The sequence below is a fragment of the Corynebacterium sp. HMSC035E02 genome (genome assembly GCF_001836065.1).
Lineage (GTDB): Bacteria > Actinomycetota > Actinomycetes > Mycobacteriales > Mycobacteriaceae > Corynebacterium > Corynebacterium hiratae.
On record NZ_KV827310.1, the window covers coordinates 46,305 to 71,940 of the forward strand.

At 63.6% G+C, this 25,636-nt stretch carries 21 protein-coding genes; 8 read left to right on the forward strand and 13 right to left on the reverse strand.

The window, feature by feature from the left end; translation table 11 throughout:
- Positions 1–8: 8 nt before the first annotated feature.
- The 4 genes from HMPREF2635_RS02190 to HMPREF2635_RS02205 form a co-directional block, all read right to left on the reverse strand.
- Positions 9–638 carry a LutC/YkgG family protein gene (locus tag HMPREF2635_RS02190; RefSeq protein ID WP_070821208.1) on the reverse strand — a complete coding sequence of 210 codons (630 nt, stop codon included), beginning with the start codon at positions 636–638 and terminating at the stop codon, positions 9–11.
- Positions 635–2,140, reverse strand: coding sequence for a LutB/LldF family L-lactate oxidation iron-sulfur protein (locus tag HMPREF2635_RS02195; protein ID WP_070821209.1), 1,506 nt, complete (start codon positions 2,138–2,140; stop codon positions 635–637). The genes HMPREF2635_RS02190 and HMPREF2635_RS02195 overlap by 4 nt, the downstream gene beginning before the upstream one ends.
- Positions 2,140–2,925, reverse strand: a complete 786-nt coding sequence (locus tag HMPREF2635_RS02200) for a (Fe-S)-binding protein (protein WP_070821210.1) — start codon at positions 2,923–2,925, stop codon at positions 2,140–2,142. Before HMPREF2635_RS02200 ends, HMPREF2635_RS02195 begins: the two co-directional genes overlap by 1 nt.
- A 313-nt stretch (positions 2,926–3,238) precedes the next feature.
- Positions 3,239–4,891: an L-lactate permease gene (locus HMPREF2635_RS02205; protein WP_070821211.1), complete on the reverse strand. Its 1,653-nt coding sequence runs from the start codon at positions 4,889–4,891 to the stop codon at positions 3,239–3,241.
- A 236-nt stretch (positions 4,892–5,127) separates the two neighbouring features.
- Between HMPREF2635_RS02205 and argS the strand changes: the two genes are divergently transcribed.
- The 4 genes from argS to thrB all read left to right on the forward strand — a co-directional run bounded on the left by argS (position 5,128) and on the right by thrB (position 10,557).
- Positions 5,128–6,789, forward strand: coding sequence for an arginine--tRNA ligase (argS, locus tag HMPREF2635_RS02210; RefSeq protein ID WP_046648913.1), 1,662 nt, complete (start codon positions 5,128–5,130; stop codon positions 6,787–6,789).
- Between the two features lie 12 nt (positions 6,790–6,801).
- Positions 6,802–8,139 carry a diaminopimelate decarboxylase gene (gene lysA, locus HMPREF2635_RS02215; protein WP_070821212.1) on the forward strand — a complete coding sequence of 446 codons (1,338 nt, stop codon included), beginning with the start codon at positions 6,802–6,804 and terminating at the stop codon, positions 8,137–8,139.
- Positions 8,140–8,290: 151 nt separating this feature from the next.
- A complete protein-coding gene (locus HMPREF2635_RS02220) occupies positions 8,291–9,616 on the forward strand; it encodes a homoserine dehydrogenase (RefSeq protein WP_049155096.1) in 1,326 nt (441 codons plus the stop codon).
- Positions 9,617–9,633: 17 nt separating this feature from the next.
- Positions 9,634–10,557, forward strand: coding sequence for a homoserine kinase (thrB, locus tag HMPREF2635_RS02225; RefSeq protein WP_010187115.1), 924 nt, complete (start codon positions 9,634–9,636; stop codon positions 10,555–10,557).
- A 5-nt stretch (positions 10,558–10,562) separates the two neighbouring features.
- Here thrB and HMPREF2635_RS02230 read toward each other — a convergent pair whose 3' ends face one another.
- From HMPREF2635_RS02230 to HMPREF2635_RS02245, 4 genes are all read right to left on the reverse strand, one after another.
- Positions 10,563–11,261, reverse strand: a complete 699-nt coding sequence (locus HMPREF2635_RS02230) for a helix-turn-helix transcriptional regulator (RefSeq protein WP_070821213.1) — start codon at positions 11,259–11,261, stop codon at positions 10,563–10,565.
- Positions 11,262–11,378: 117 nt separating this feature from the next.
- Positions 11,379–13,124: an ATP-binding cassette domain-containing protein gene (locus tag HMPREF2635_RS02235; protein ID WP_246824829.1), complete on the reverse strand. Its 1,746-nt coding sequence runs from the start codon at positions 13,122–13,124 to the stop codon at positions 11,379–11,381.
- Positions 13,125–13,133: 9 nt separating this feature from the next.
- Positions 13,134–13,856 carry a molybdate ABC transporter substrate-binding protein gene (gene modA / locus HMPREF2635_RS02240; protein ID WP_070821215.1) on the reverse strand — a complete coding sequence of 241 codons (723 nt, stop codon included), beginning with the start codon at positions 13,854–13,856 and terminating at the stop codon, positions 13,134–13,136.
- 21 nt (positions 13,857–13,877) lie between these two features.
- Positions 13,878–14,138 (reverse strand): DUF2249 domain-containing protein, encoded by a 261-nt coding sequence (locus HMPREF2635_RS02245; RefSeq protein WP_070681037.1) that lies wholly within the window; start codon positions 14,136–14,138, stop codon positions 13,878–13,880.
- 93 nt (positions 14,139–14,231) lie between these two features.
- On the opposite strand from HMPREF2635_RS02245, the gene HMPREF2635_RS02250 reads away from it, so the two are divergent.
- Both HMPREF2635_RS02250 and HMPREF2635_RS02255 read left to right on the forward strand, forming a co-directional pair.
- Entirely contained in the window at positions 14,232–15,431 is a 1,200-nt protein-coding gene (locus tag HMPREF2635_RS02250) for a beta-carotene 15,15'-monooxygenase (protein ID WP_070511559.1), read from the forward strand.
- The gene (locus HMPREF2635_RS02255) at positions 15,412–16,791 is read left to right on the forward strand and encodes a multicopper oxidase domain-containing protein (protein WP_070821216.1); all 1,380 of its coding nucleotides are present in this window, start codon (positions 15,412–15,414) and stop codon (positions 16,789–16,791) included. Before HMPREF2635_RS02250 ends, HMPREF2635_RS02255 begins: the two co-directional genes overlap by 20 nt.
- Here HMPREF2635_RS02255 and HMPREF2635_RS02260 read toward each other — a convergent pair.
- From HMPREF2635_RS02260 to HMPREF2635_RS02280, 5 genes are all read right to left on the reverse strand, one after another.
- The gene (locus HMPREF2635_RS02260) at positions 16,778–17,344 is read right to left on the reverse strand and encodes a molybdenum cofactor guanylyltransferase (protein ID WP_049155084.1); all 567 of its coding nucleotides are present in this window, start codon (positions 17,342–17,344) and stop codon (positions 16,778–16,780) included. The genes HMPREF2635_RS02255 and HMPREF2635_RS02260 overlap by 14 nt on opposite strands.
- Positions 17,345–17,350: 6 nt before the next feature.
- Complete coding sequence (moaC, locus tag HMPREF2635_RS02265; RefSeq protein ID WP_049155083.1) at positions 17,351–17,836, reverse strand: cyclic pyranopterin monophosphate synthase MoaC; 486 nt, start codon at positions 17,834–17,836, stop codon at positions 17,351–17,353.
- A gap of 126 nt (positions 17,837–17,962) precedes the next feature.
- Positions 17,963–19,180, reverse strand: coding sequence for a molybdopterin molybdotransferase MoeA (locus HMPREF2635_RS02270; protein ID WP_049155082.1), 1,218 nt, complete (start codon positions 19,178–19,180; stop codon positions 17,963–17,965).
- 10 nt (positions 19,181–19,190) lie between these two features.
- Positions 19,191–20,330 (reverse strand): GTP 3',8-cyclase MoaA, encoded by a 1,140-nt coding sequence (gene moaA, locus HMPREF2635_RS02275; RefSeq protein ID WP_049155079.1) that lies wholly within the window; start codon positions 20,328–20,330, stop codon positions 19,191–19,193.
- Positions 20,331–20,379: 49 nt separating this feature from the next.
- A complete protein-coding gene (locus HMPREF2635_RS02280) occupies positions 20,380–22,134 on the reverse strand; it encodes a long-chain fatty-acid--CoA ligase (protein ID WP_070547243.1) in 1,755 nt (584 codons plus the stop codon).
- 466 nt (positions 22,135–22,600) lie between these two features.
- On the opposite strand from HMPREF2635_RS02280, the gene rho reads away from it, so the two are divergent.
- Positions 22,601–24,544 (forward strand): transcription termination factor Rho, encoded by a 1,944-nt coding sequence (rho, locus tag HMPREF2635_RS02285; RefSeq protein WP_070821217.1) that lies wholly within the window; start codon positions 22,601–22,603, stop codon positions 24,542–24,544.
- Complete coding sequence (prfA, locus tag HMPREF2635_RS02290) at positions 24,544–25,620, forward strand: peptide chain release factor 1 (RefSeq protein WP_049155076.1); 1,077 nt, start codon at positions 24,544–24,546, stop codon at positions 25,618–25,620. The genes rho and prfA overlap by 1 nt, the downstream gene beginning before the upstream one ends.
- Positions 25,621–25,636: the final 16 nt, after the last annotated feature.

Genomic DNA, 25,636 nt, shown 5'->3' on the forward strand with positions numbered 1-25,636 from the left:
ACGTCACACTACTTAACAATCACCACAATAAGATCGCGCGGGCCGTGGACACCCTCCACGCGGGAGAGCTCAATATCCGAGGTTGCGGACGGACCAGAGATCCACGTCGCCGGGCGCTCCGGGTTCATGCGGGAGACCATCTCCGGGACGCCGTAGACAATCTGGTCCTTACGCACGATGCACACGTGACGGTCCGGCACCAAGGTCAGCGCGCGACGGCCACAGGTTTCATTGGACTCGAGCACGATGGTGCCGGTCTGCGCGGAGGTGACGTGGGATTCGGTCACCACGGCGTCGACGGCGTCGAGCTCGCGCGGGTTTTTGGCATTGCCATCCGGGGTGACGGTGCCTTCGAAGCCGTCGAGAAGCCCGGCGTCCATGCCGGGTGCGTAGACGACGTTCGAACAGCCGCGCTCCTTGAGGATGCCCACGAGGGTGGAGTTCAGTTCAGACTCATCGGTGACGTGCACATCAGCCTTGTAGTCTTCGAGGCGGTCCACCAGCATCTCGCGCAGCTCATCTTCGTTGAGCGTGCCTTCCTTCTGGTACTCGCGCGGGATGTCTACGTGGTCCGGCAGGCCGGCCTGCTTCTGGGCGGCTGAAATGCGGTTGAGGATTTCCTCTTTGGCGGTGGTCACTTGATGCCCTCCTTCTTGGCTTGGGCGAGGAGTTCTTGAGCTTCGTCAGTGTTGAACCATTGGCGGAAGGACTTCTTCGGCGGAACGGCAGTATCGCGTACCTCGGACCAACCAGACATGAACAGCGGCAGCTTGTCGATGACTCCGTTGAAACCACCGAGGACACGGCCGAGTGCCACCATGTGGGTGATCTGGTTCCAGATCTTCGGGTTCTTCCACACCAGCTCCACGACCTGGAAGAGCTTCTCCTCGACCGGCGGGGTGGCGTGGGTGACCTTCTGGTAGCGGTTTTCCAGAATGACCTGGGAGAGTGGGATGCGCACCGGGCACACCTCGTCGCAGCGGCCGCACAGGGAGCAGGCATAGGGCAAGCTTGCCGACGGATCGTTGTGGTCCTTCATGCCAGTCAGCTGCGGCGTCAGGGAGATGCCGATCGGGCCTGGGTAGACCGAGCCATAGGCGTGGCCGCCGGCGCGCTCGTAGACCGGGCAGACGTTCAGGCAAGCAGAGCAACGGATGCATTTGAGCGCCTCGTGGCCGACGGGGGAAGACAGAGCAGCGGTGCGGCCGTTATCCAGCAGCACGATGTGGAAGTTCTGCGGGCCGTCGCCCTCGGTAACACCCGACCACATGGAGGTGTACGGGTTCATGCGCTCCGCGGTGGAGGAGCGCGGCAGCAGCTGCAGGAAGACCTCGAGGTCCTGGAAAGTCGGGACCAGCTTCTCAATACCCATCACGGTAATGAGGGTCTCCGGCAGGGTCAGGCACATGCGGCCATTGCCCTCAGACTCCACGATGTTGATGGTGCCGGTTTCTGCCACACCGAAGTTAGCGCCGGAGATGGCGACCTTAGCCTTCATGAACTGCTTGCGCAGGAACTTACGGGATGCTTCAGCTAGTTCCGCCGGCTCGGCCTTGAGCGAGTCATCGGTATTCGGCATCTTGTTGACGAAGATATCGCGAATCTCCGCGCGGTTGCGGTGGATAGCGGGGACCAGAATGTGGGAAGGCTTGTCCTCTCCCAACTGGACGATGAGCTCCGCCAGGTCAGTTTCCTGGGCGTGGATACCGGCTTCTTCCAGGTGCTCGTTGAGCGCGATTTCCTGGGTGGCCATGGACTTGATCTTGACCACGTCGGTCTCACCGGTTTCGCGGATAAGGCCCTCGATAATCTCGTTGGCCTCCTTGGCATCGCGTGCCCAGTGGACGATGCCGCCGCGCTTGGTCACCTGCTCTTCGAACTGGACCAGCAATTCGCCCATGCGCACGGCGACGTCATCCTTGAGTGCGGAGCCGGCGTCGCGAAGCTGCTCCCAGTCCGGGGTTTCATCAACGGCGTGCTGGCGCTTATCACGAATGGTGGTGGTGGCGTGGTGCAGGTTGCGGCGCTGGGTAGCATTGTTGAGACCCACGTGAGCCAGCGGCACGAAGGCCTTCGAGCCGCGCAGGTTGCCGTAGCCTTCGGGGGCGCGCGGAGGAGTGGTGTCGAGGAAGGAAGTCATTAGAGCATCTTCTCCTTGGAGTAGGCCGCAGAGGTAGGAGTCCACGGGTGTTCCTTGGTGGAGGCGAGGATTTCCGCCAAGTGGATAGCGCGAACACCGGAGCGCTGGCGAGCCAGAGCACCACCGATGTTCATCAGGCAGGAGGAGTCACCGCCGGTGACGTACTCGGCCGCGGTTTCGCGGATGTGGCGGGTCTTATCACCGACCATCGCTGCGGAGACCTCCGCGTTCTTGAGGGCGAAGGTGCCGCCGAAACCGCAGCATTCTTCTGCATTAGGCAGCGGGGCGAGGTCGATTCCCTCGACCTCCTTCAGCAGCTGGTAGGGGCGGTCACCCAACTTGAGGAAGCGCAGGCCGTGGCAGGAGGGGTGGTAGGTCACGCGGTGAGGGAAGAAAGCGCCCACGTTGGTAACTCCGGCGACGTCGACCAGAAACTCCGGCAGATCCAAAGTCTTGCCGGCTGCCTTCTTGGCGCCGTCCACGTCGGCGGAAGTGCCGAAACGATCAGCGATCATCTCGTGCTGTTCGCGTACGGCACCCACGCAGGAGCCGGAGGCGGAGACGACGTAGTCGATGGAGGGGTCCGCGAAGGCGTCCGCATAGGTGCGGATCATGCCCAAGGTCTGCTCCTGGTAGCCGGTGTTGATGTGCATCTGGCCGCAGCAGGTCTGCTCCTCGGGGAAGACGACGTCATAGCCCAAGCGGGAGAGGATGAGGGCCGTGGCCTTGTGGGCATCGGGGAAGAGTGAATCACCGATGCAGGTGGAAAACAATGCTATTCGCATTCGTGAGCGCTCCTTAATCTGCCTCCATGTGGCTTGTTCCGTGCTGGGCACAGCGGAGTTGTACTCGGATGCGCGCTACCAGGACAGCCGCAGTGGGCATTTTTCGAGTTTGTATTTATGAGCCTACCGCCCAAAACTCACATTATCGAGACGGGATTAGCCCTCCTACCTGGCGTTTTATCGCAACATTAATGTTGTGAAATTCCTTACGTGCAGAGATGAAGCGGTCACAAAACGCGGGCAAGCGAAAACCCCCAGACGTGGCGAGTGAAGTGCCCGATTCTGGGGGTAGTTGGTGCTGAGGACTGAGAGCTTAAGGAACCAGGAAGCCCAGCACGTTGCTCATGAGGAAGACGATGATGCACACGACGGCAAGGAAGGCCACGGAGTAGCCCACAACGGCCTTGAAGATGCGGGATTCCTGGCCCTCCATCTGGACCGCGGTGGCGGCAATGGCCAGCGACTGCGGGGAGATCATCTTGCCCACAACGCCACCCGAGGTATTGGCGGCCAGCATGAGGTCCGGGTTGACGCCGATGCGCTCGGCGGCGGTGACTTGCAGGTTGGCAAAGAGCGCGTTGGCAGAGGTGTCCGAGCCGGTGACCGCAGTGCCGATCCAGCCCAGAACGGGGGAAAAGAGCGCGAAGATGCCGCCTACAGAGGCTACAAACTGGCCAATGGAAATGGTCTGGCCGGAGTAGTTCATAGTGTAGGCCAGCGCCAGGACCAAGATGATGGTCAGCGCGGAGAACTTCATGCGGTTGACTACCTCGCCGAATTTGGCCACTGGTGCGGAGGCCTCCAGCGTGTAGCGGCCGTTCTCATTGAAGGCCATGTAGATGATGGCCACGATGATGCCGGAGATGAGCAGCAAGGTGCCCGGGTTGCCCAGCACGTTGAACTTGAAGGCGGTATCCATGGCTTGGCCTTCGGCGTCGAAGACGGTGCCGTCGAGAAGCGGCCAGGCAACGTTGACCTGCAGGAAGCCGAAGATGGCCGGCCACGCGGTGGCGATGGCGAAGACAGCGGTCACCACGGCATAGGGCAGCAGGGCCATCCAGATGCGGCTGCCGTTGAGGTCCGTGACCTCTTCCTGGGCGGGCAGCTCCATGCGCTCACGCAGGCTGTCGACACCCTTGGGCTTCCATACACGCAGGAAGATAAAGCCCGCGCCGAGGGAGACAATGCAGGCCACGACGTTAGTGAGTTGGTAGGCGAAGAACGTGGCGGCTGCCCACTGGGCAATAGCGAAGGAGATGCCGATGACAGCGGCGGCGGGGCCGGCTTCCTTGACGCCACGCATGCCGTCGAGGATGAAGAGGATAAAGAACGGAACAACCGCAGCGATGAGCAGCACCTGCAGGGAGATGAGGCTCGCAATATCAGCGGTCTGTTCGGCGGTACGGCCGCCCACGGAGCCTGCGGTGGTCACCGGGATGCCTACCGCGCCGAAGGCCACGGGCGCGGTGTTGGCGATGAGCACGGTGGTGGCTGCCTTGAGGGGTTTGACGCCCAGCGCCAGGATCATGGTGGCCGTAATTGCTACCGGAGCGCCGAAGCCGGCGAGCGCCTCCAAGAGGCCACCGAAGCAGAAAGCGATGAGGATGGCCTGGATGCGAATATCGCCATCGCCCAAGAGATCAAAGGTCTTGCGCAGGTCATTGAAGCGGCCAGAGGCCACGGTGACCTCGTAGAACCAGATGGCGGTGATGATCACCCAGACGATGGGGAAGAGGCCGAAGAGTCCACCGCGCACCGCGGAGGACAAAGCCATGCCGGTTGGCATGCCCATGCCAAAAATGGCGATGAGAACCGCCACTACGAGCGCGACCGCACCCGAGGTGTGAGCGCGGGCCTTGAGCCCTAGGAGCATGATAAAGAACGCGATGAGCGGCAGCGTCGACACCAGCGCGGTGAGCCCGACGTTGCCAGCAATGGCGTCGGTGGTGATATTGAAGGTTGACATAAAGCTCAATTCCAGTTGGCTCCCGTCGGCGTCCCCGTGGAGGTCCCCAAGATGCGGCACCGCATGTTTCGGCCGAGCGAGAGGGCGAAAGGTTGGATCGATTCAGATAACGCCTTTTAGGGTAGAACTTGGTGCTTCGCTGTGCCGCATTGTTCACCTGATGGGGGTGGGTGACCTTGCTAACCTCTGCGACCTGATAGCGCCTCCCAGCGGCGGAGACGATAGACTTTGGCCCTATGAATCCTGAAGATCTTTCCGTCCTGATCAAGAACACTGCCGCTGCCGTGCTCACCGAGCATGAGCTGGACTCCTCCGTCCTGCCGGAGACCGTGAGCGTGGAGCGCCCGCGCAACCCGGAGCACGGCGATTACGCCACCAACCTGGCACTCCAGGTGGCCAAGAAGGCCGGCACCCAGCCCCGCGAGCTGGCGCAGTGGCTGGCGGATGCCCTCGCCGGCAATGACGCCATCGATGAAGCATCCATCGCGGGCCCGGGATTCCTCAACATTCGCCTCGCTGCTGCTGCCCAGGGCGCCATCGTGGCCCAAGTCCTTAGCGCCGGTGCGGACTTTGGTAGCAACTCCACCTACCAGGGCAAGAAGATCAACCTGGAGTTCGTCTCCGCGAACCCGACTGGCCCGATCCACCTGGGCGGAACCCGCTGGGCTGCCGTGGGCGATTCGCTGGGCCGCGTGCTCGAAGCCTCCGGCGCGGAGGTGACCCGCGAGTACTACTTCAACGATCACGGCGGACAGATCGACCGCTTCGCTCGCTCCCTCGTGGCTGCCGCCAAGGGCGAGCCCACCCCGGAGGACGGCTACGGCGGCGATTACATTAAGGAGATCGCGCAGGGGGTGCTGGATCAGAACCCGGCAGCTCTCGATGGCAGCGACGCCGACGTGCAGGAAGCCTTCCGCTCTGCCGGCGTGGAGATGATGTTCGCCCAGATCAAGGAGTCCCTCCACGAGTTCGGCGTGGACTTTGACGTCTACTTCCACGAGAACTCCCTCTTCGAGTCGGGCGCGGTGGAGAAGTCCATCCAGAAGCTCAAGGACAACGGCAAGCTCTACGAAGCCGAGGGCGCATGGTGGCTGAAATCCACCGAATACGGTGACGATAAGGACCGCGTGGTCATCAAGTCCGATGGCAACGCCGCCTACATCGCCGGCGATATCGCCTACGTGGCCGATAAGTTCGACCGCGGCCACGACCTGGCCATCTACATGCTGGGCGCAGACCATCACGGCTACATCGCTCGCCTGCGCGCCTCGGCCCAGGCCCTGGGCTATGACCCGGAGGCCGTCGAAGTCCTCATCGGCCAGATGGTGAACCTCGTCCGCGATGGCCAGGCGGTCAAGATGTCCAAGCGTGCCGGCACCGTCATCACCCTTGATGACCTTGTCGAGGCTATCGGCGTCGACGGCGCGCGTTACTCCCTGGTGCGCTCCTCCGTGGATTCCAGCCTGGACATCGACTTGGGCCTGTGGGCTTCCCAGTCGGCGGATAACCCGGTCTACTACGTGCAGTATGGCCACGCCCGTATTTGCTCCATCCTGCGCAAGGCAGCAGAGCTGGGCTTCGACACCGCCGCGCTTGCCGACGGCCCCCTCGACCTCCTCACCCACGAGAAGGAAGGCGACCTCATCCGCACCCTAGGCGAGTTCCCCGAGGTTGTGGCCACCGCCGCTACGCTGCGTGAACCGCACCGCATCGCGCGTTACGCCGAGGAGCTTGCCGCCGTGTTCCACCGCTTCTATGACCAGTGCCAAGTGCTGCCGAAGGCTGGTGAAGAGACCGAGCCGATTCACTCCGCACGCCTCGCCCTGGCCAGCGCCACCCGCCAGGTCATGGCCAATGCCTTGACCATGGTCGGGGTTAGCGCACCGGAGAAGATGTAAGAAAAGGTATCGATGACTGATTTCAATTCTCTTCCGGCCCACGTGTGGCCGCGCAACGCAGCGCGTGACTCCGATGGCGTGGTCTCGATTGGTGGCGTTTCCCTGACCGAGCTGGCCGAAGAATACGGCACCCCGCTCTATGTTTTCGATGAACAGGACTTCCGCTCGCGCTGCCGGGACATGGCCCAGGCCTTCGGCGGCCCTGACCACGTGCACTACGCCTCCAAGGCTTTCATCACCAAGCGCATCGTGCGCTGGGTAGACGAGGAGGGCCTGTGCCTCGACGTCGCCTCCCTCAATGAGGCCAAGCTAGCGCTCGCCGCGGACTTCCCGCCCGAGCGCATGACCGCGCATGGCAATAACAAGGAAGACGAGTACCTCGAGCTGTGCGTTAACGAGCGGATTGGCCATGTGGTGCTGGATAACGCGGAGGAGCTCTCGCGCCTCAACAGCATTGCTGCGGCCGCCGGCCGCGTGCAGCCGGTGATGATTCGCGTGAAGCCTGGCGTGGATGCCCACACGCACGAATTCATCGCCACGGCTCACGAGGACCAAAAGTTCGGCATCTCCCTGTCCACCGGCGCTGCCTTCGAGGTGGCTCGCACGGTGCTGGAATCCGCGAACCTTAAGCTCGTGGGATTGCACTGCCACGTGGGCTCCTCGGTGTTTAATGCCGATGGTTTCAAGCTGGCAGCCGAGCGCGTGCTGAGCCTGTACAAGCGCATTCACTCCGAGCTCGGCGTTGCCCTCGAGGAGTTGGACTTGGGCGGCGGCTTCGGCATTCCCTACATGGAATACGAGGAAGCCCTCGACGTCGCCACGCTGGCCAAGGACCTGCTCGACGCCGTGGAGCGCACCGCTACTGAGCTCGGCATCAAGCCGCCTTTCGAGTTGGTGGAGCCCGGCCGCTCGCTGGTGGGGGCCTCCGCGGTCACCGTCTACCGCGTGGGCACGGTCAAGGATGTGGAGACCGGCAAGGCGGATCTGCCGATGCGCCGCTACCTCTCCGTGGACGGTGGCATGTCCGATAACATCCGGCCGGCGCTCTATGGCTCGGAGTACGACGTGCGCGTGGTCAACCGCCGCACCCAGGGCGAGCCCGTAGATTCGCGCATCGTGGGCTTCCACTGCGAGTCCGGCGACATTCTGGTCAACGAGCGCCGTTTCCCCTCGGATATCACTACCGGGGATCTCCTCGCTTTCGCCACCACCGGTGCCTATCAGTACATGATGGCCTCGCGCTATAACGGTGCTTTGCGCCCGGCGGTCGTCTCCGTGCGTGACGGCAAAGCCTCGCTCATGCTGCGCCGGGAAACGGTGGAGGACTTGTTGGCGTTGGACGTCGACTAGCGCGGCGTTGCCACAGCTCACCGCATTTTATTCACAAAGATATGGCCGGTCGCGCGTTGTGCCGGCCACTTCGCGTAGAAATAGACAGCTCGTTCTGTATAGTGATGGGCTAGCACGTAACAATCATTCGCAATTTCAACAAGGGGACACCATGACGATGACGAACCGTAGCAAGAAACCCGAAGGCGAACCCGTAGGAATCGCGCTGCTTGGATTTGGCACCGTGGGCGCCGAGGTTTTCCGCCTCGTGCAGGAAAACGCTAACGCTTTTGCGCACCGCATTGGCGGCCCCGTGGAGATCCGCGGCGTCGCCGTGCACAACAAGAACAAGCTGCGCCCGGGCGTGCCGGCGGAGCTACTGACCGACGACGCCAAGGCACTTGTCCTGCGCGATGATATCGACCTCGTCGTCGAGGTCATCGGCGGCATTGATTTCCCGCGCGAGCTCGTCCTCGCGGCCCTCAACGCCGGCAAGTCCGTGGTTACCGCCAACAAGGCTCTCGTGGCCGCGCATGCGGATGAGCTCGCTGAGGCCGCCGACCGCGCTGACGTCGACCTTTATTTCGAGGCCGCCGTGGCCGCTGCCATCCCGGTGGTCGGCATGCTGCGCCGTTCCCTGGCCGGCGACAAGATCCAGCGCATCTCCGGAATCGTCAACGGCACCACGAACTTCATCCTGGACGCCATGGAGTCCACTGGTGCCTCCTATGAGGACGCACTGGCTGAGGCCACCCGCCTGGGCTACGCCGAGGCCGATCCCACCGCTGACGTGGAGGGCCACGACGCTGCCTCCAAGGCCGCCATCCTGGCTTCCCTGGGCTTTTACACCCGCCTGACCTTCGACGATGTCTACTGCGAGGGTATTTCCAAGATCACCGCGGATGACATCAAGGCTGCCAACCAGGCTGGCTACTCCATCAAGCTGCTCGCCATCTGCGAGCGCCTCGTCGATGAGGAGACCGGTGCGGAATCCGTTAATGCCCGCGTGCACCCGACGCTGGTTCCGAAGGAGCACCCGCTGGCTTCGGTCAGCCAGTCCTACAACGCCATCTTCGTTGAAGCGGAGGCCGCTGGCTCTCTGATGTTCTACGGCAATGGTGCCGGCGGTAACCCCACGGCATCCGCTGTGCTGGGTGATGTCATCGGTGCGGCACGCAACATTGTCCACGGCGGCCGTGCGCCGGGGGAGAACACCTACGCCAACCTACCTATTGCGGAGTTCGGAGAAGTGGAAACTCGTTATCACGTCGACATGGAAGTTGAAGACCGCACCGGCGTGCTCTCCGCCATTTCCGGTGTCTTTGCCCGCCATGGGGTCTCCCTGCGCACCGTGCGCCAGGAAGACGGCGATGCCACCGCTCGCCTCATCGTGGTCACCCACGCGGCGAAGGAAGCGGTGCTTGAGGATATCGTCGCTGCCCTCGGCGAGCTCGATGAGGTCAAGGCTGTCCACTCCGTCATCCGCCTCGGCGTCTAAGGGTTTTAGGTACAACAATGAGTATCGATATCGAAGTAGGCACCAAGGTCACGGTTCAGGTCCCGGCCTCCTCGGCCAACCTGGGCCCGGGCTACGACACCCTCGGCATCGCGCTGAGCCTTTACGACACCGTGGAGGTCGAGGTCACCCGCTCCGGCTTGGAGGTAGAAATCTTCGGCGAGGGCGCCGAAGAGCTGCCGCGCGACGGCTCCCACCTTGTGGTCAAGGCCATCCGCTCCGCACTCAAGGCCGCCGATGTCGAAGTCACCGGCCTGCGCGTGGTGTGCACGAATAACATCCCGCAGTCCCGCGGCTTGGGCTCCTCAGCGTCTGCCGCGGTGGCCGGCGTGGCCGCGGGCAACGGCCTGGCTGGGTTCCCGCTCTCCGAGGAGCAGGTTGTGCAGTTGTCTTCGGCCTTCGAAGGCCACCCGGATAACGCCGCGGCCTCCGTGCTGGGCAATGCGGTGGTCTCCTGGACCACCGTGCCTGTCGACGGCCGCTCGCTTCCGGAGTACCGCGCCGCCACCTTAGAGGTTCACCCAAGCATCAAGGCCACGGCCTTGGTCCCGGACTTCCATGCCTCGACGCAGGCAGTGCGCCGCGTGCTGCCCTCGCACGTCACGCATGCCGACGCCGCCTTCAACGTCTCCCGCACCGCGGTGAACGTGGCGGCGCTGACCGCTTACCCGGACCTGCTGTGGGAGGGCACCCGCGACCGCCTGCACCAGCCTTATCGCGCTGATGTCCTGCCGGTGACCGCGGAGTGGGTCAACCGCCTGCGCAATCGCGGCTATGCCGCCTACCTGTCGGGCGCTGGCCCCACCGTCATGGTCCTGCACACCGAGCCCATAGAGGAAGCGATCCTCGACGATGCCCGCGAGCAGAACCTGCGCGTACTGGAGCTGGAGGTCGCCGGGCCGGTCTCCGTCGAGCGTGGTTAGGCTAGCTAGCTGGGCTTTTCCACGCTGATCCGGCACACACCGTTGCCGGACTTGGGGATAAGTTTCAGGCTCAGCCGCCCGCCGGAATCGGCCGCCGCCTGCTCCAAGTAGCCATCGTGGATGGCGCAGACGAAGGGGGAGGGCTCTACTCCGGCGGTCACAAACGGGCAGGCGTGCAGCTCCACATCGGTGCGGCCCTCCTGGTCGAATTGCTCGGCTGAGGTTACTGGGTCAAAGCCCATTTCGCGCATCATCCGATGAAGCGAACCGAGCGCCTCAGCACCATGGCTGCTGGCAGCGGTCTTCGCCCACTCGCGGCCAAGCTCCCGCGCCTGCTCTGAGGCATAATCATTGAGCTGCTCCTTAGCCGCCAGGGCTTTAATCAACACACTGATCAGCGTGACGTACTCCTCCGCGACCGAACGGTTGTCCGGCACCCGCACTTGGAAGATCAGGGAGGGGCGCCCGCGCCCCTGCGCTGGGGCGGTGACTACTCGCACCGCGCCAGCGTTGACGAGTTCATCCAGATGCCCGCGCGCGGTGTTTACGTGCATGCCCATTTTCTTAGCAATCTCTGCGGCCCGCGCTCCTTGCGGGAACTTCTGTAAAACCGAGAGGACTTCGCGCTGCTTGGGGGAGAGCCTCATTGTGTCGGGAAATAGCTCGCTGGATGAGCGAGGACTATGGGTAGACATTGTGGACATGGACTGTAGCTCCTTGATTTACGCTACGAGGATCCTACATCCACTCCGTCGAATTTCTACTATCGCGGTGAGTATAAATACCGAGAGCTCCCTCACGACGTGGGCAGACTCAGAAGATTAAGTACGGGTATAGACCGTGAGGGCGCTGGCGTCGAGGGCCACAGGCACCACCTGGCCGGGAGCGGTTTTACGCGCTGGCTGGCCCACCGTGACCCGTTGGCCGTCGATGTCAACGAGGGTAGTGCTTCCCAAATCAGCCACAATGGTGGCACTCAAACTGGTGGCGTGCTGCGCGCCAGTGGGGTCGAAGTGCAGCGCGGTCTGCGGGAAGGCCGCCCAGTGCTCACCGTCGCGGTCTGGAGCAAACGCGTCTCCTCTGATGGAACCGCGCAGAACATTAACGCCCGCTAGCTCCGCCATGAAGCGGGTGGTGGGCTGCTCCAATAGTCGGTCCGCAGGGCCTTGGGAAGTGACTTCGCCGGCTTCCATCACCGCGACGTCATCCGCCAGCGTGGTGAGGTCCACGCAGCTGTGGGTAACAATGACCGTGGTACGGTCAGCGGCCGAGATGCGCAGAAGGTGGCGCCACCGCGCAGCGGATTCGACGTCCATGGCGGCAAAGGGCTCATCCGCAACCAATACTTCTGGCCGCGCCGCCAGCGCGCGCAAGAGGGCAACCTGCGCGGCCTGGCCGCCGGAAAGTTCTGATACATGGACCAGCTCCTGCAATCCGGCGGCCTTCAGCAATTCCTCCGTCCGTCGCGGGTCATTGGTCACCATGGTCAACGCTTGAGCCACGGTGGCTGTGGGCGGTAGTCCGGGGTTTTGAGAGAGCATGATGACGCGTTCAGTGTTAGTTTGCGCTCCCTGGAGCCGCCCGCTGATAAAACGCATCAGCGTGGTCTTGCCGGCGCCGTTGGGTCCGACCACCGCGGTCACGCGCCCGCCCCGGAAGGTCGTGGTGGTGTCGCCGACCGTCACGGAAAGATCGTGGGGCGGCGTCAGCGGGGCAGTCGCCGCGCGGAGTGCATTTGGGTCCATCGGTTGCAAAGCGCGTACAGCTTGCTCGCGGCGGCGGCGCAGCAGCAGGGGCATTCCGGCAGCGGTGAGCGTAAGGATGGCTATCCCGATTAACACGGCCGACAGAGCATAGGCTTTGTCCGCGCTGACTTCACGTTCAAGGTAGATACCGCTCGGCATGGTTCGGGTAGAACCGGGCAGGGATCCGGCGAAGGTGATCGTCGTTCCAAATTCACCCAGTGAGCGGGCGAAAGCCAGTGCACCGCCCGTGAACACGGCGGGGAGGATAGCCGGGAGGATGATGTGCCGAAGGATGGTACTTGGGCTGAGGCCGACGCCCCGCGCGCTAGCCACGACCTCAGGATCGAGCTGCCGCAAAGCAGAATCCACCGCCACCACCACGAAGGGGAGGGTGACAAAGAGATGTGCTGCCACGACACCGGGGAAGGCAAAAGATATGTGCAGCCCTGCTTGCTCCAATACCGGGCCAAGCAGACCGCGGCGCCCGAGCAGCGCGGTAAGAGCCAACCCGCCCACCACGGGAGGCATGGCCAAAGGGAGGTAGACCACCAGCCTCACAAGGTGAGAGGCGCGGCGCAGCTGCTGGAGCCACAGAGCCAGGCAGGTGCCTAGGAACGTGGATAGCAAGGTTGACAACGCCGCCGCGGAAAGGCTGACGCGCAGAAGATCATGGGTCGTTGGAGAGCTCAGCGTGTCAGAGAGCTGTCCCCAAGGCACCCGCAGGCCCAGGGCGAGGACAGGGGCAAGGATGTAAATAGCGGCGAGCGTGCCGGCGGCGATAACCGGCCAGGGGACTCGTGGGCGCTTTTCGCGCAGAATCATGCGCGACACCTAGTTCACCGAGGTGAAACCGTACTTTTCCCAGGTGCTATCAAAATCCGACTCGAGGAGCGAGAGGACCTCTTGGGCTTCCTCATGTCGGGGCGAATCAGACACGACCGCGCCCATGATCTCGTTACGGAAGTCTTCCGCGCGGTCAAGCGGAATGGCCTCGACATCCTCGCTAGCGGCGGCGTCGGTGGAATAGACCCACCCGGCGTCCGCCTCGCCGGAGGCAACCTTGCCTAGGACGTCAGCTACCTGTCCCTCCAGGGAGGAGGCGTGCAGGTCCCAGTTGTTGGCCTCCATGATGCGCGTGGAAATGGCACCGCACGGCACGTTTGGGTCGCAGAGGACCAAGCGCGCGGAGGAATCCAAGTCCGCCGCGGAGCGCAGTCCTAAGGGATTGCCTTTCGGCACGACCATGACCATGACGTTGCTAGCGAGGGCCACGGGGGTGTCCACGTTTCCCTGAGCGGTTGCATCATCCATGGTCTCGCGAGAGGCAGTAAGCAGCAGATCTGCGGGAGCGCCTTCATTGATCTGCTGGACTAGGGCGGAAGAACCACCGTTGTTGAACGCCAGCGGGGTTTCGGACGCACTGGAGAGGTCGTCATTGAGCACTCGCGTGGATGACGCGGCGAAGACCTGCAGCGGTTCATCGGAGCTGGAGGTGCAGCCAGCGACAGCCAGTGCGGCAGCGAGGACGGGGACGGCAATTTTGACAAGGCGCATGCTAGGTACCTTACGGGAGTGCTAGGCGGTGCGCGTGAATTTAATATGGACTTCCTTTGGTTCCTTCTTGAGGTATTCACGGTCGAAGGATTCTTCGCGCTGGTCCACCTCTGTGAGCAACGGAAGCGGGTCGTGCGGAGCGATGAGAATCATGGATTCGCCCACGTTGAGGGTGCCCAGCGCTCCATGGATGGCGCCGTGGCGCACCGCGTGGGGAATTTCGGAGGCGTTGAGGGTGGGGATGTCGTGGCCCTTGGAGGCGTCGAAAAGCGGCAAGTTCATTGATGGATTCCTTTCGAGTTCTAGCAGAGTGGGCGTTGCTGCCCGGGCCATCAATTTACTACGATTATATCCGTGCAAATAACAATGTCAGATATGTCTTTGCGTGATGTCTCCCTGGCTTCGCGCCGGCGCTGGCACACCATTGCTTTCAGCCTCGTCGCGTTCTGGATTGTGGCAGGCGTGGGGATCACCGTGGCGAATATCTGGGGCGCGCCCGTCGTATGGTGGGACCTCATTCATCCTTTCACCCTCGGGGCGCTGACCACCGCCATCCTCGTATTCAGCACCCACTTCACGGAGGCGCTGACCCGCACTCCGGCCGCCGGTTTCCGCGGGGTGGGCGCGCGGGTAGGGCTGGTCCAGGTGGGGCTGGTTCTTCTACTCGTTGATCGCGCAGGCTACGACTGGGGCGTGCTCTCGGATAGTGGCTCCGCTCTCGTCATCGCTGCCGTTGCGTGGCACCTGTGGGCGCTGTGGGGCAAGCTCCGGGGGTCATTGTCTGGTTCCTTCGCCGTCACCGTGCCCTTTTATCTGGCTGCGGCCTGCTTCATGATCTTCTCAGTAGTCCTGGTGATTCTGGCTGCGCACGGGGTAGGGAATTACTCGCTGCTGGTGGCCGCGCACTCACGCGGGATGGTGTGGGGCTTCGGCCTGCTTACCATCCTGGGCACGGTCATCACGCTTGTGCCGACGTTTACCCGGACCCCCATTTCCTCGGTGGCCCGGGCGCGGTGCAGCCGGGCTTTGGCAGTGCATTGCGTGGGCCTAGCGGCGGCCATGCTTGCCGACGCCTCCGGGCTCACCCGCGCCGCCGGTATGGCGCAGCTGCTCACCGTGCTTGCTGCCGTGCTCATCATCCAGCCCGTGCTTGCCAGCGCTCTTGGCGGCGAAAAGACGACGGCAAGCGTGTCCGCGATGGCAGGCCTGGTGTGGATGGTGGCGCTCTGCGCCGGTGATGCCGCCGCTACCGTCGCAGGGGCCTACCCGCGTGCGGTTACCTTGCTGCTCATGCCGGCATTTCTCGGTGCCGGCCTACTGCAGCTCGTGACCGGGGTGCTCCACCACATGCTGCCCATCCTGGCCGGGGCGGCACGTCCCGCACGTGGGCACCTCGCAGGGTTCCTGCGCGTGGCACTCATCAATCTCGGCGGCGTGCTCAGCCTTCTTGGCATTGCTGGCGTGTCCTTCGCCGGGCTTATCATGATGGGGCTAGGCCTCATCGCCAATATTGTGGCCCTGGTGTGGGCCGTCTCGTCACCTCAAGGAGAAGTTCATGTCAAGCGTGCCCGTTAAACAGGAGCATTCTGAGAAGCAATGGGCATCCTGGCTCATTATCATCGTGGCGCTTCTCGCCGTCATTGGGCTGGCGGTGTTCAACTCGGCCACAGGCAAGCAGGACCCAGCTACGGTGGCATCCGCCGACGCCGTGACTGTTGATGTCTCCGTGGACGGCATGGCCTTTGTCCCGTCCTCCATTGACGTGGCCGCGGGCAGTCACCTCGTAGTGAACTTCACCAACACCGGCGACCAGGTACATGACCTGAAGATCGGACGCGAGGAGACCGGACGGGTAGAACCGGGCGAGACCGTGCAGCTGGATGCCGGGGTCATCGAGGAGTCCATCGAAGGATATTGCACGATCGCCGGCCACAAGATGCAGGGCATGACGTTCATGGTCAACGTCGATGACTCCGCTTCGAGTGGGCATGATCATGCGGGGGCGTCGGAAAGCACGGGCTCTGCCGCCGCACCCGCGACGGTGCCCTCGGTTGCCGAGCGCATGGCAGCCCGCGAAGGATTTGAGGCTTTTGATGCTTCCCTTGCCCCTGCTAAAGGTGACCTTCATGAGGAAACGTGGGTGATGACTGAGGAGGAGATGGAAGTCGCCCCAGGAGTCCGCCAAACCCGGTGGCTCTTCAACGGGCAGGCACCCGGCCCAACCCTTCGCGGCAAGGTAGGGGATACGTTCCGCATCACCATCAAGAATGAAGGCTCGATGGGACACTCGGTGGATTTTCACGCCGGTGAGGTCAACCCGGATGAGAACATGAAGACCATCCAGCCGGGCGAATCGCTGACCTATGAATTCGAGGCCCACAGGGCGGGTATCTGGATGTATCATTGCTCGACCATGCCGATGAGTCTGCACATTGCCAACGGCATGGCGGGAGCGGTCGTCATCGATCCGCACGGGAAGGATGCATTGACAGACGTCGATGCGGAGTACGTCATGACGGCAAACGAGATTTTTCTGGCCTCCGCGGGCAAAGAAGCAGAGGGTGCGGATGCGCAGCGAGTCAGCGACGGCGATTATGACCTCACCGCCTTCAACTACTATCCCAACCAATATGACGAGGGCTTAGCCCCGCTGCGCGCCAAGGTGGGCGATACCGTGCGCATTTGGCTGGTCAACCTCGGCCCGGATCTGCCATTGAGCTTCCATGTCGTGGGCGAGCAATTCGACACCGTGTATAAGGAAGGCGCCTACCTAATTAAGGGCGCGAAGGACTCCGGCTCCCAGGCGCTGGACCTTTTACCGGCCCAGGGCGGATTCGTGGAGATGACCTTCAACGAGCCGGGCACTTATTCCTTTGTTAATCACCTGATGACGAATGCGGAGAAGGGCCAGCACGGCCAATTCATCGTTGAGTAGCAAGTCGCTCGCGCCGCGCTCGTAGCTCGTCCAAGGTGTCGATATCGCGCACTGCGGGCGTTGCCTCGACCTCGGCGATGGTGCCCGCGAGCCTCAGTAAGTGCATGGCCGGCTTGTTGCGTGGATCTCTGAGCTCCTCCAGCGCGCGGGTGAGGGCCTCGGTGCGCCACAGCGCGCACAGCGGCTGCGGGAGCCCATCGAGTGTGGCCACTGCGACATCAGCACCGGAGCTTTCTAATGCCTGTTCGAGGGCAGGCAGCATCTGTGGGGAATCCGGGGCATCGACGGCCAAGATGGCGGTCGTGGACTTTGCGGCACCAGCCAGCGCGGCGTGGCCCGCGGCGATTCCCGCGGCTGGCCCGCCGAAAAGGGGCTTTTCACATACTTGGGGCATGCCCAAGTGGTAGGGCGAGACAACCGCCACCGGCGCATCATAAGGCAATTGGCGCAGGAGGCGGTCGATGAGGCGCTCACCGGCGAGGATGATACTTGCCTTGTCCACACCACCCATGCGTGTGCCGCGCCCACCCGCCAAAATAATGACACCTGACATTGTTCACTATCCTTCCTCACCCGGCAGGTCGCGGGACCAATCACCCGAGCGGCCGCCGGACTTCGCTGTGATGCCGCAGCGCCGGATATAAGCGGAGCGGTCCACGCCTTTCACCATGTCGATGAGAGCTAGCGCCGCAACGTTCACCGCGGTCAGCGCCTCCATTTCCACGCCGGTGCGGTCGGCGGTGTGAACGGTGGCTTCGATGAAGACGTGGTCTTCGCGCAGCTCGATGTCGACCGCGCACCCGTGCACGCCGATGGTGTGGGCAAGCGGTAGGAGATCCGGGACCTTCTTGGCGGCCGCAATACCGGCCACTCGAGCAACCGCAAGCACGTCGCCCTTCGGCACGGTTCCTTCCTGCAGCGCGGTGAGGACCTCCGGCGAGCAGGCCACCTCGCCTTGGGCGGTGGCGGAACGCACGGTGGGCTTCTTATCGGTGACGTCCACCATGTAGGCGGAGCCGGCCTCATTAAGGTGAGTGAACTTCATGGCTACAGCGGGTCCTTTCCTTGGGTGGACCTAGCCTATCTGACGAAGAGTGGGCCGATCCGGCGTTTAGAGGCGCGATCTTTGGCAACAACGGAGGGGTGGGGGATGTGGTGAAGCACCGTGAAGCTAGTAGGGGTAGACGGTAAGTTGCTCCCCTGTGGTGACGGGGCTCGTCAGCAGCGCGAAACCTTGCGTGCCGGGCAGTGCTGCAACGTGGTGGCTGCGCATGCGTGGTCCAGGCGGCGGGAAGGCGGTGATGCTTCCGTCCAGAGCAATCGAGCACGGCTGAATAAGCGGGCGGTGCGGATGCGGGAAGTCAGCCCCAGCGACGGCCGTCAGGTGCGGCCGGTCTAAAACTCCGGTGGGGCGGGGCAGCCCACGCAAGGAACGCATCAGCGGGGTGAGGTAGAGATGCGCGGAGACGAACGCCGCCACCGGGTTGCCCGGCAAACACACCACGGGAACACCGTCCCACAGCGCGTGGCCTTGCGGCGCGCCGGGGCGCTGGTTGACGTGTCCGAACCAATAAGAGCCGCGCTCCACGGCATCCTCAACGACCGCGCGAACCACGTCAAAGGCTCCTGCGGATACCCCGCCGGTGGTGACGATGAGATCGGAGTCAGCGGCAGCCGCGTCGAAGCGGCGGCGCAGCTCAACGGGTGAATCGCCACATACCGTGCGGGCGATGTCAACGGGGCCGGTAGTGCTAAGGAGTGCGTCGAGCATCGGACCATTGGAATCCGGGAGCTGGCCGTTGAGCAGCTCCTCACCCGTGGCAATGACGGTCACCCGCGGGGTGCGGTGGAGCACGGCGGTGTCGACGCCGGCGGAGAGGGCGGCGGCGATAAGGGAGGCGTCCACCAGCGTGGCGGCACCGGCTAGTTGGTGCCCGGCCTCGATGTGGGAGCCGCGCCGCCGGATGTGGTTGCGCTCGGGAAGGCGGTGCACCGTGACGGTCTCAGGCAGTGGCCCGGGGCCTGGTGGAATATCGGTGTCTTCCACGGGGATGACCAGACCATCAAAGCCCGCGGGTACTGGACCACCGGTCATGATGCGCAGCGCAGTGCCGGGCGGCAGGGTTTGGGCCGGCGCGCCGGCAGGCACATCACCCACGACAGGCAAAGTGAAGGGAACGGTGAGACTGTCTGGTGAGGAAGGCTGAGGAATGAGGAAGCCATCCATGGCCGAATTATCCTGCGGCGGGAGGGGAAGGCGGGCGACGAGGGGCTCAGCCAGCACGCGACCCTGCGATAAGGCAGCGCGTTCCGAAGGCAAGGCGCGGACCAGCGCGTGGAGGCACTCGAAGTATTCCTCGATACTTAAGTCAGTCCCGGTACTCGTCATTGCACCCAATCTAGCCACCGATGGCGGACATCGGGCGATCCGGCTGGAGGAAACCTTCATCATCCACCCCGTGGCCCGGTAATTTCCTCCACATTTCACCCGCCCACGCGGTAGCTAGCTCCGCATCGCTGGCGCCAGAGCGCATGAGGTCGCGCAGGGAGGTTTCCGAGTTGCCGAAGAGGCAATTGCGCACCGCGCCGTCTGCGGTCAGGCGCGTGCGGTCGCAGTCCCCGCAGAAGGGCCGAGTTACGGAGGCGATCACCCCGATGTGTCCTATGGGGAGGGAGCCATCGCGCGAGACCGCGGACCACAGTGCCGCCGGCGCGGAGCCGCGGGGTTTCTTAGCCGGGGTGAGCTCGAAGTCTTCGGCCAAGCGCGCCAAGATATCCTCCGCGGTGACCATCCGGGAACGCGCCCACTCCTCCCGTGGGCCCAATGGCATCTGCTCGATGAAGCGCAGTTGCGCGCCGCGTTCGAGGCAAAAGCGAGCCAAGGGAAGGATCGCAGACTCGTTGACACCCGGCATGATGACGGCGTTGATCTTGACTGGGTCCATGTCGGCGGCCAGCGCGGCGTCGATGGATGTGAGCACATCTGCCAGGCGGTCGCGCCGGGTGAGCCGGGCATAGAGCTCCGGATCGAGGGTGTCTAAGGAGATATTGACGCGGTCGAGCCCGGCGCGCTGCAGCCCCGGCAGGCGCTTATCTAGGCCCAGCCCGTTGGTGGTGAGAGCAGTAGTGGGTGCCGTACCTTCGTCGGTCCGCAGAGCTTTGGTCGCGGCGATGATTTTCTCTAAGGAGCCGCGCAGGAGCGGCTCCCCGCCGGTGAAGCGCACCTGCTGGATGCCGAGCTTGTCTACCGCGAGGCGGATAAGACGGATGGTTTCTTCATCGCTGAGCGTGTGTTCGGTGGGCAGCCACTCATAACCTTCGGCGGGCATGCAGTAGGTGCAGCGCAGGTTGCAGCGATCCGTCAGGGAGACACGCAGGTCGCGGGCTTGGCGGCCGTAGCGATCCACGAGCGCGCGGCGGCCGTCGGGCCCTGGCGCCGGCAGGTCCGTGGGCGGAGTCCCCGCGCCCCGTACGCGCGGCAATGGCAGCGTCAGCGGGGCGGAGGTGTGTGGCGAAGGTTGGGATCGTTGGGCGGACATTGCTGGCAAGTCTAGATCGAAGCCTGCCGAATGAGTAGGCGGGGTGGGGCTAGTCTTCCGCGCCGCCCTCTTCGGCGTCTAAGCGCTGCGCCTCGCCCGGGCCCTTCAGCCGGATGATGTTGTACTCGCCTTCCGCCAAGTGGGCGCGCAGGTCCTTCTTGTCGAACTTGCCCACCGAAGTCTTATCGATGGATTTTACAAAGGTCCAATACTCCGGCAGCATCCAGGAGGGAAGCTCAGAGCGCATCCCGTTGCGCAGGCGCTCGGCGGTCTCAATCGTGGGGCTGATGTCCGCGGCGAGCACGGTGACAGCCAGCGGGCGCTCGACCCATTGCTTGTCGGGGTAGCCAATGACGGCGCATTCCAGCACCACCGGGTTGGCCATGATGAGGTTCTCCAATTGGACGGAGTAGATCCACTCACCGCCGGAGCGGATGACATCGCGGGCGCGATCCTCCACGGTGAGGAAGCCATCCTCGGTGACGAAGCCGACGTCGCCGGTGCGCAGCCAGCCGTCGGCCGTGAACTTGGAGTCCGCGTCCTCGACATCCTTGCCACGGAACTCGTGGGCAGCACCGCCGTCCTCCGAAGCGGGCGAGTGGTAGTAAGAACCGGTGACCAAGTTGCCGCGGACCTGAATCTCACCAGCGTTGCGGTCGGTGGTGTTGACCACGTGGCCGTCATTGACCACGCGGTATTCCAGGGAGGCAGGGAAGCGCCCTTGGGAGATGCGGTAGGCCCAGCGAGCCTCGCCCGAGGCGCCTGAGGGTGGGCGGGCCACCGTGCCCACCGTGGTGGTTTCCGCCATGCCCCACACGTGGACCACGTCCACGCCGTAGCGCTCTTCCCAGCTTTTGATGAGCTGCGGTGGCACAGGCGAGCCGCCAGCGAAGATCTCCGTCAGCGTCATGCGCTCCGGTGGATTCTTGAGGTAGTGCACGAAGAGCTGAATCCAAATGGTGGGCACACCGTGCGCCACGCGCGGGGAGGTGGCGGCGATGATTTTGGCCAGGGTGGCGGGGGAGACGTCGGCGTCGGGAAGCACCAGCGGCGTGCCCGTCATCCACGCAGCAAAGGGAACACCCCAGCTCAGCACGTGATAGATGGGGATGCAGCACAGGAATGTCTCGCCGTGGGTCACACACAGGGAATCGGAGGAGCGCAGCTGCATTCCTTCCAAGTACAGAGCGCGGTGGGAGTAGAGCACGCCCTTTGGTGCACCAGTGGTGCCGGTGGAGTAACACAGTGCGGCGGCGGTGTGCTCATCCAAAACCGGCCAGTCATAGACGGTGGAGCGCCCATCCAGCAGTTGCTCGTAGCTGTAGATTTCAACGTTGCCCGGCAGAGCGGTGCTGGGCTTGCCGACGCCCGTAAACACCACCGCACGCACACAGTCCACACCTTCCAGAACCTGGGCAAGCTGCTCGGCGAGGCGACAATCCGCGACGATGACGCGGACCTCGGCGTGGTTGATGATGTGCCGGATCTGATCATTCATCAGCTGCTTGTTGAGCGGGGTGAACACCGCTCCCTTACAGGCGGTGCCAAAAAGCACTTCGAGGTGCTCGGCGCAGTTCCACATCAGTGAGCCCACGCGCTCGTCACCGGTGATGCCGAGCGTGTCATGCAGGGCGTGGGCGAAGGCGGCGGCGCGGGCGCCGACATCAGCGAAAGTGGTTTCCTCGCGTTCATTGCCGGGATTGGCGCTGTGCCAGGTGATGACCTGGGTTTGGCCGTGGACGGAGGAACCGTACTCCAGGATGCGGGTGAGGGACAGCGGGATATCCTGCATTGTGGAGAGCATGCGCACTACTTTAGCCGTGTCAGTGTGAGCGCGGGGGAAGGATGCGGTATAGTTATCCGCGACTGGTGGGGAACGCTTTCCCCGCATCTCCGAGCTCCCTCCACGGCGCACACACCTGCGGTGACACTCTCATGGCAGTCCAACGGTGCGCGCGACGGTGAGAGGGGAGAGATACGCTCGCAGTCGCCTTCTTAAAATATCTCCCCGCGCTTGACCCGCGGCCGATTCCTTGAGTGCTTTCAGGAGTTCAACAAGGAGTCCTTCACGTTCCGTACCGCCGGGCCGGAGAGGGGGGAGAGCCAAGACAACCACCGCCCACGGGGATCGCGGTTGCGTGAACTCGCTGGTGGCGGAGGACCATCCCAATTACACACTGGCTTCCAACGCCCGCTTGGAACAGCACCACGCACAGTGCAGGTGCGGCAGACAAGACGGCGCGCGTTGGTGAAGCGACGAAAGGATATCCGTGAGCGATACGGACAAGACCGCAGCACAGGATCTCGCCTCCCTGAAGCTGCCGGAATTGCGCAAGCTAGCTGCGGAGCGCGGACTTCGCGGCGTCTCCGGACTGCGCAAGGGGGATCTCATTACTGCCCTGACCACCGGCCAGGTGCCGGCGCGCGGCGCGAAGGCCGCTGCCCAGGGCGAGGCTAAGGACGCACCCGCCGCAGAGGACTCCGCACAGAAGGAGTCGAAGAAGGACGCGCAGCCGCGCCGCGCGACCCGCAAGGCTTCCCGCCCTGCCGGCGCTGCTGACCAGGCCTCCGAGAAGCAGGAGCCTGAGAACACCCACAAGGGCGAGGACGGCGCTCAGGAGTCCGAGCAGAAGGACGGCCACGACGAGCAACGCTACGAGTCCCGCTCCCAGGCCCGCCGCGCCCGCCGTAACCGCGCGCGCCGCCAGGAGCGCGAGGCCCGCGAAGAAGCCAAGGGCAATAACAACGGCAACGGAAATGGCAACGGCGCCGAGGACAAGCAGTCCAAGTCGGAGGGTAACCAGTCCCGTGGCGGCAACAACTCCGACAACTCCGATAACGGGGACCACGGCAACGGTGGCAACAACGGCGGTGGCAATAGCGGGGGCGGCAACAACAACCGCCGCGATAACCACCGCAACGATGATGACAACAACGGCGGCGGTGGCCGCCGCAATCGCCGTAACCGTCGCAACCGCCGCGGCCGTGACCGCGATGGCGGCGGCAACGGCGGCAATGACCTGCAGATCCGCGAAGGCGATGAAGTACAGGTAGTGGGCGGCATCCTCGAGGTCGTCGACAATAACGTGGCCTTCCTGCGCACTACCGGCTACCGCGCGGCCAGCTCCGATGTTTTTGTCAACAACAACCTCGTGCGCCGCCTGGGCCTGCGCTCTGGCGACGCCCTGACCGGCAAGGTCAAGGTCTCCGGCCCGACCCACACCCATGGCAACGGCCGCAACCGCCGCAAGTACAACCAGCTCGTGGAGGTCGACACCGTCAACGGCCTGGATCCGTCCACCGCGAAGGAGCGCCCGGACTTCGCCAAGCTCACCCCGCTGTACCCGAACCAGCGCCTGCGCTTGGAGACGGACCCGAAGATCCTCACCACCCGCGTCATCGACCTCATCATGCCGATTGGTAAGGGCCAGCGCGCGCTCATCGTCTCCCCGCCGAAGGCCGGTAAAACGACGATCCTGCAGAACATCGCCAACGCCATCGCCACGAACAACCCGGAGTGCTACCTCATGGTCGTCCTCGTGGACGAGCGCCCCGAAGAGGTCACCGACATGCAGCGCAGCGTCAACGGTGAGGTCATCGCCTCTACCTTTGACCGCCCGCCGTCAGAGCACACCTCGGTGGCGGAGCTGGCGATCGAGCGCGCCAAGCGCCTGGTGGAGCAGGGCAAGGACGTCGTCGTCCTGCTCGACTCCATCACCCGCCTCGGCCGCGCTTACAACAACTCCTCCCCGGCATCCGGCCGCATCCTGTCCGGTGGTGTGGACTCCAACGCCCTGTACCCGCCGAAGCGCTTCCTGGGTGCTGCTCGCAACATCGAGAACGGCGGCTCGCTGACCATCATCGCTACCGCGATGGTGGAAACCGGCTCCACCGGTGACACCGTCATCTTCGAGGAGTTCAAGGGCACCGGCAACGCCGAGCTCAAGCTGGACCGCGCCATCTCCGAGCGCCGCATTTTCCCGGCCGTGGATGTCAACCCGTCCGGCACCCGCAAGGACGAGCTCCTGCTGGTTCCGGAGGAAGCACGCATCATGACCAAGCTGCGCCGCATCCTCTCCGGCCTGGACTCCTTCGCCGCTATTGACCTGCTGATTAAGCAGCTCAAGAAGACCCGCTCCAACGGCGAGTTCCTCATGCAGGTGGCCTCGTCCGCGCCCATGGCGGCTGACACGGATGAGGAGGACTACAAGTAATGTCTAACCAGGTTTCCCTCGTCGATGACATTGTCTCCGAGTTCCAAGGCATCGAAATGCAGATGGCTGACCCGGAGGTAGCCGGTGATCAGTCCCAGTTCCGCAAGCTGTCCAAGCGCTACGCCGAACTGCGGCCCATCGTCGCCGTGAACGACGAGCTGGTCCAGGCTCGCCAGGACCTGGCCGATGCCAAAGAGATGGCCTACGAGGACCACGAGTTCCAGCCCGAGGTCGACCGCCTTGAGCCGCTCGTCGTCCAGCTGGAGGAAAAGCTCGCGGACCTGCTGGCCCCGCGCGATGAGCATGACTCCGAGGACATCATCATGGAGATCAAGGCCGGCGCCGGCGGCGAAGAGGCAGCACTCTTTGCCGGCGACCTGGCCCGCATGTACGAGCGCTACGCCGATAAGGTCGGCTTCCAGTGGGAGGTCCTGGGCCTCAACGAGTCCGACCTCGGTGGTGTGAAGGACATGTCCATCTCCTTCAAGTCCAAGACCCCCTCGCGCGATGGTGCGTGGAGCGTGTTCAAGTTTGAGGGCGGCGTCCACCGCGTGCAGCGCGTGCCGGTGACCGAGTCCCAGGGCCGAATCCAGACCTCCGCAGCTGGTGTGCTGGTCTACCCAGAACCGGAAGAAGTCGAAGCCGTTAACATCGATGACAAGGACATCCGCGTCGACGTGTACCGTTCCTCCGGTAAGGGCGGCCAGGGCGTGAATACCACCGACTCCGCGGTGCGTATTACCCACCTGCCGACCGGCCTGGTGGTGACCTGTCAGAAGGAACGCTCCCAGATCCAGAACAAGGCGCGCGCCCTGCAGGTGCTGCAGGCACGCCTGGACCAGATGGAGCGCGAGGCCCGCGAGGCCGAGGCCGGCGAGCAGCGCGCTTCCCAGGTGCGCACCATGGACCGCTCCGAGCGCATCCGCACCTATAACTGGCCGGAGAACCGCATCACCGACCACCGCATCGGCTACAAGGCCAATAACTTGGATTCCGTGCTCAACGGTGACATGCAGGACCTCATTGATGCCCTGCAGGCCCAGGAGCGCGCGGAGCGCCTTGAGGCTGAGGACTAAGGCTAAGGCACGGTTT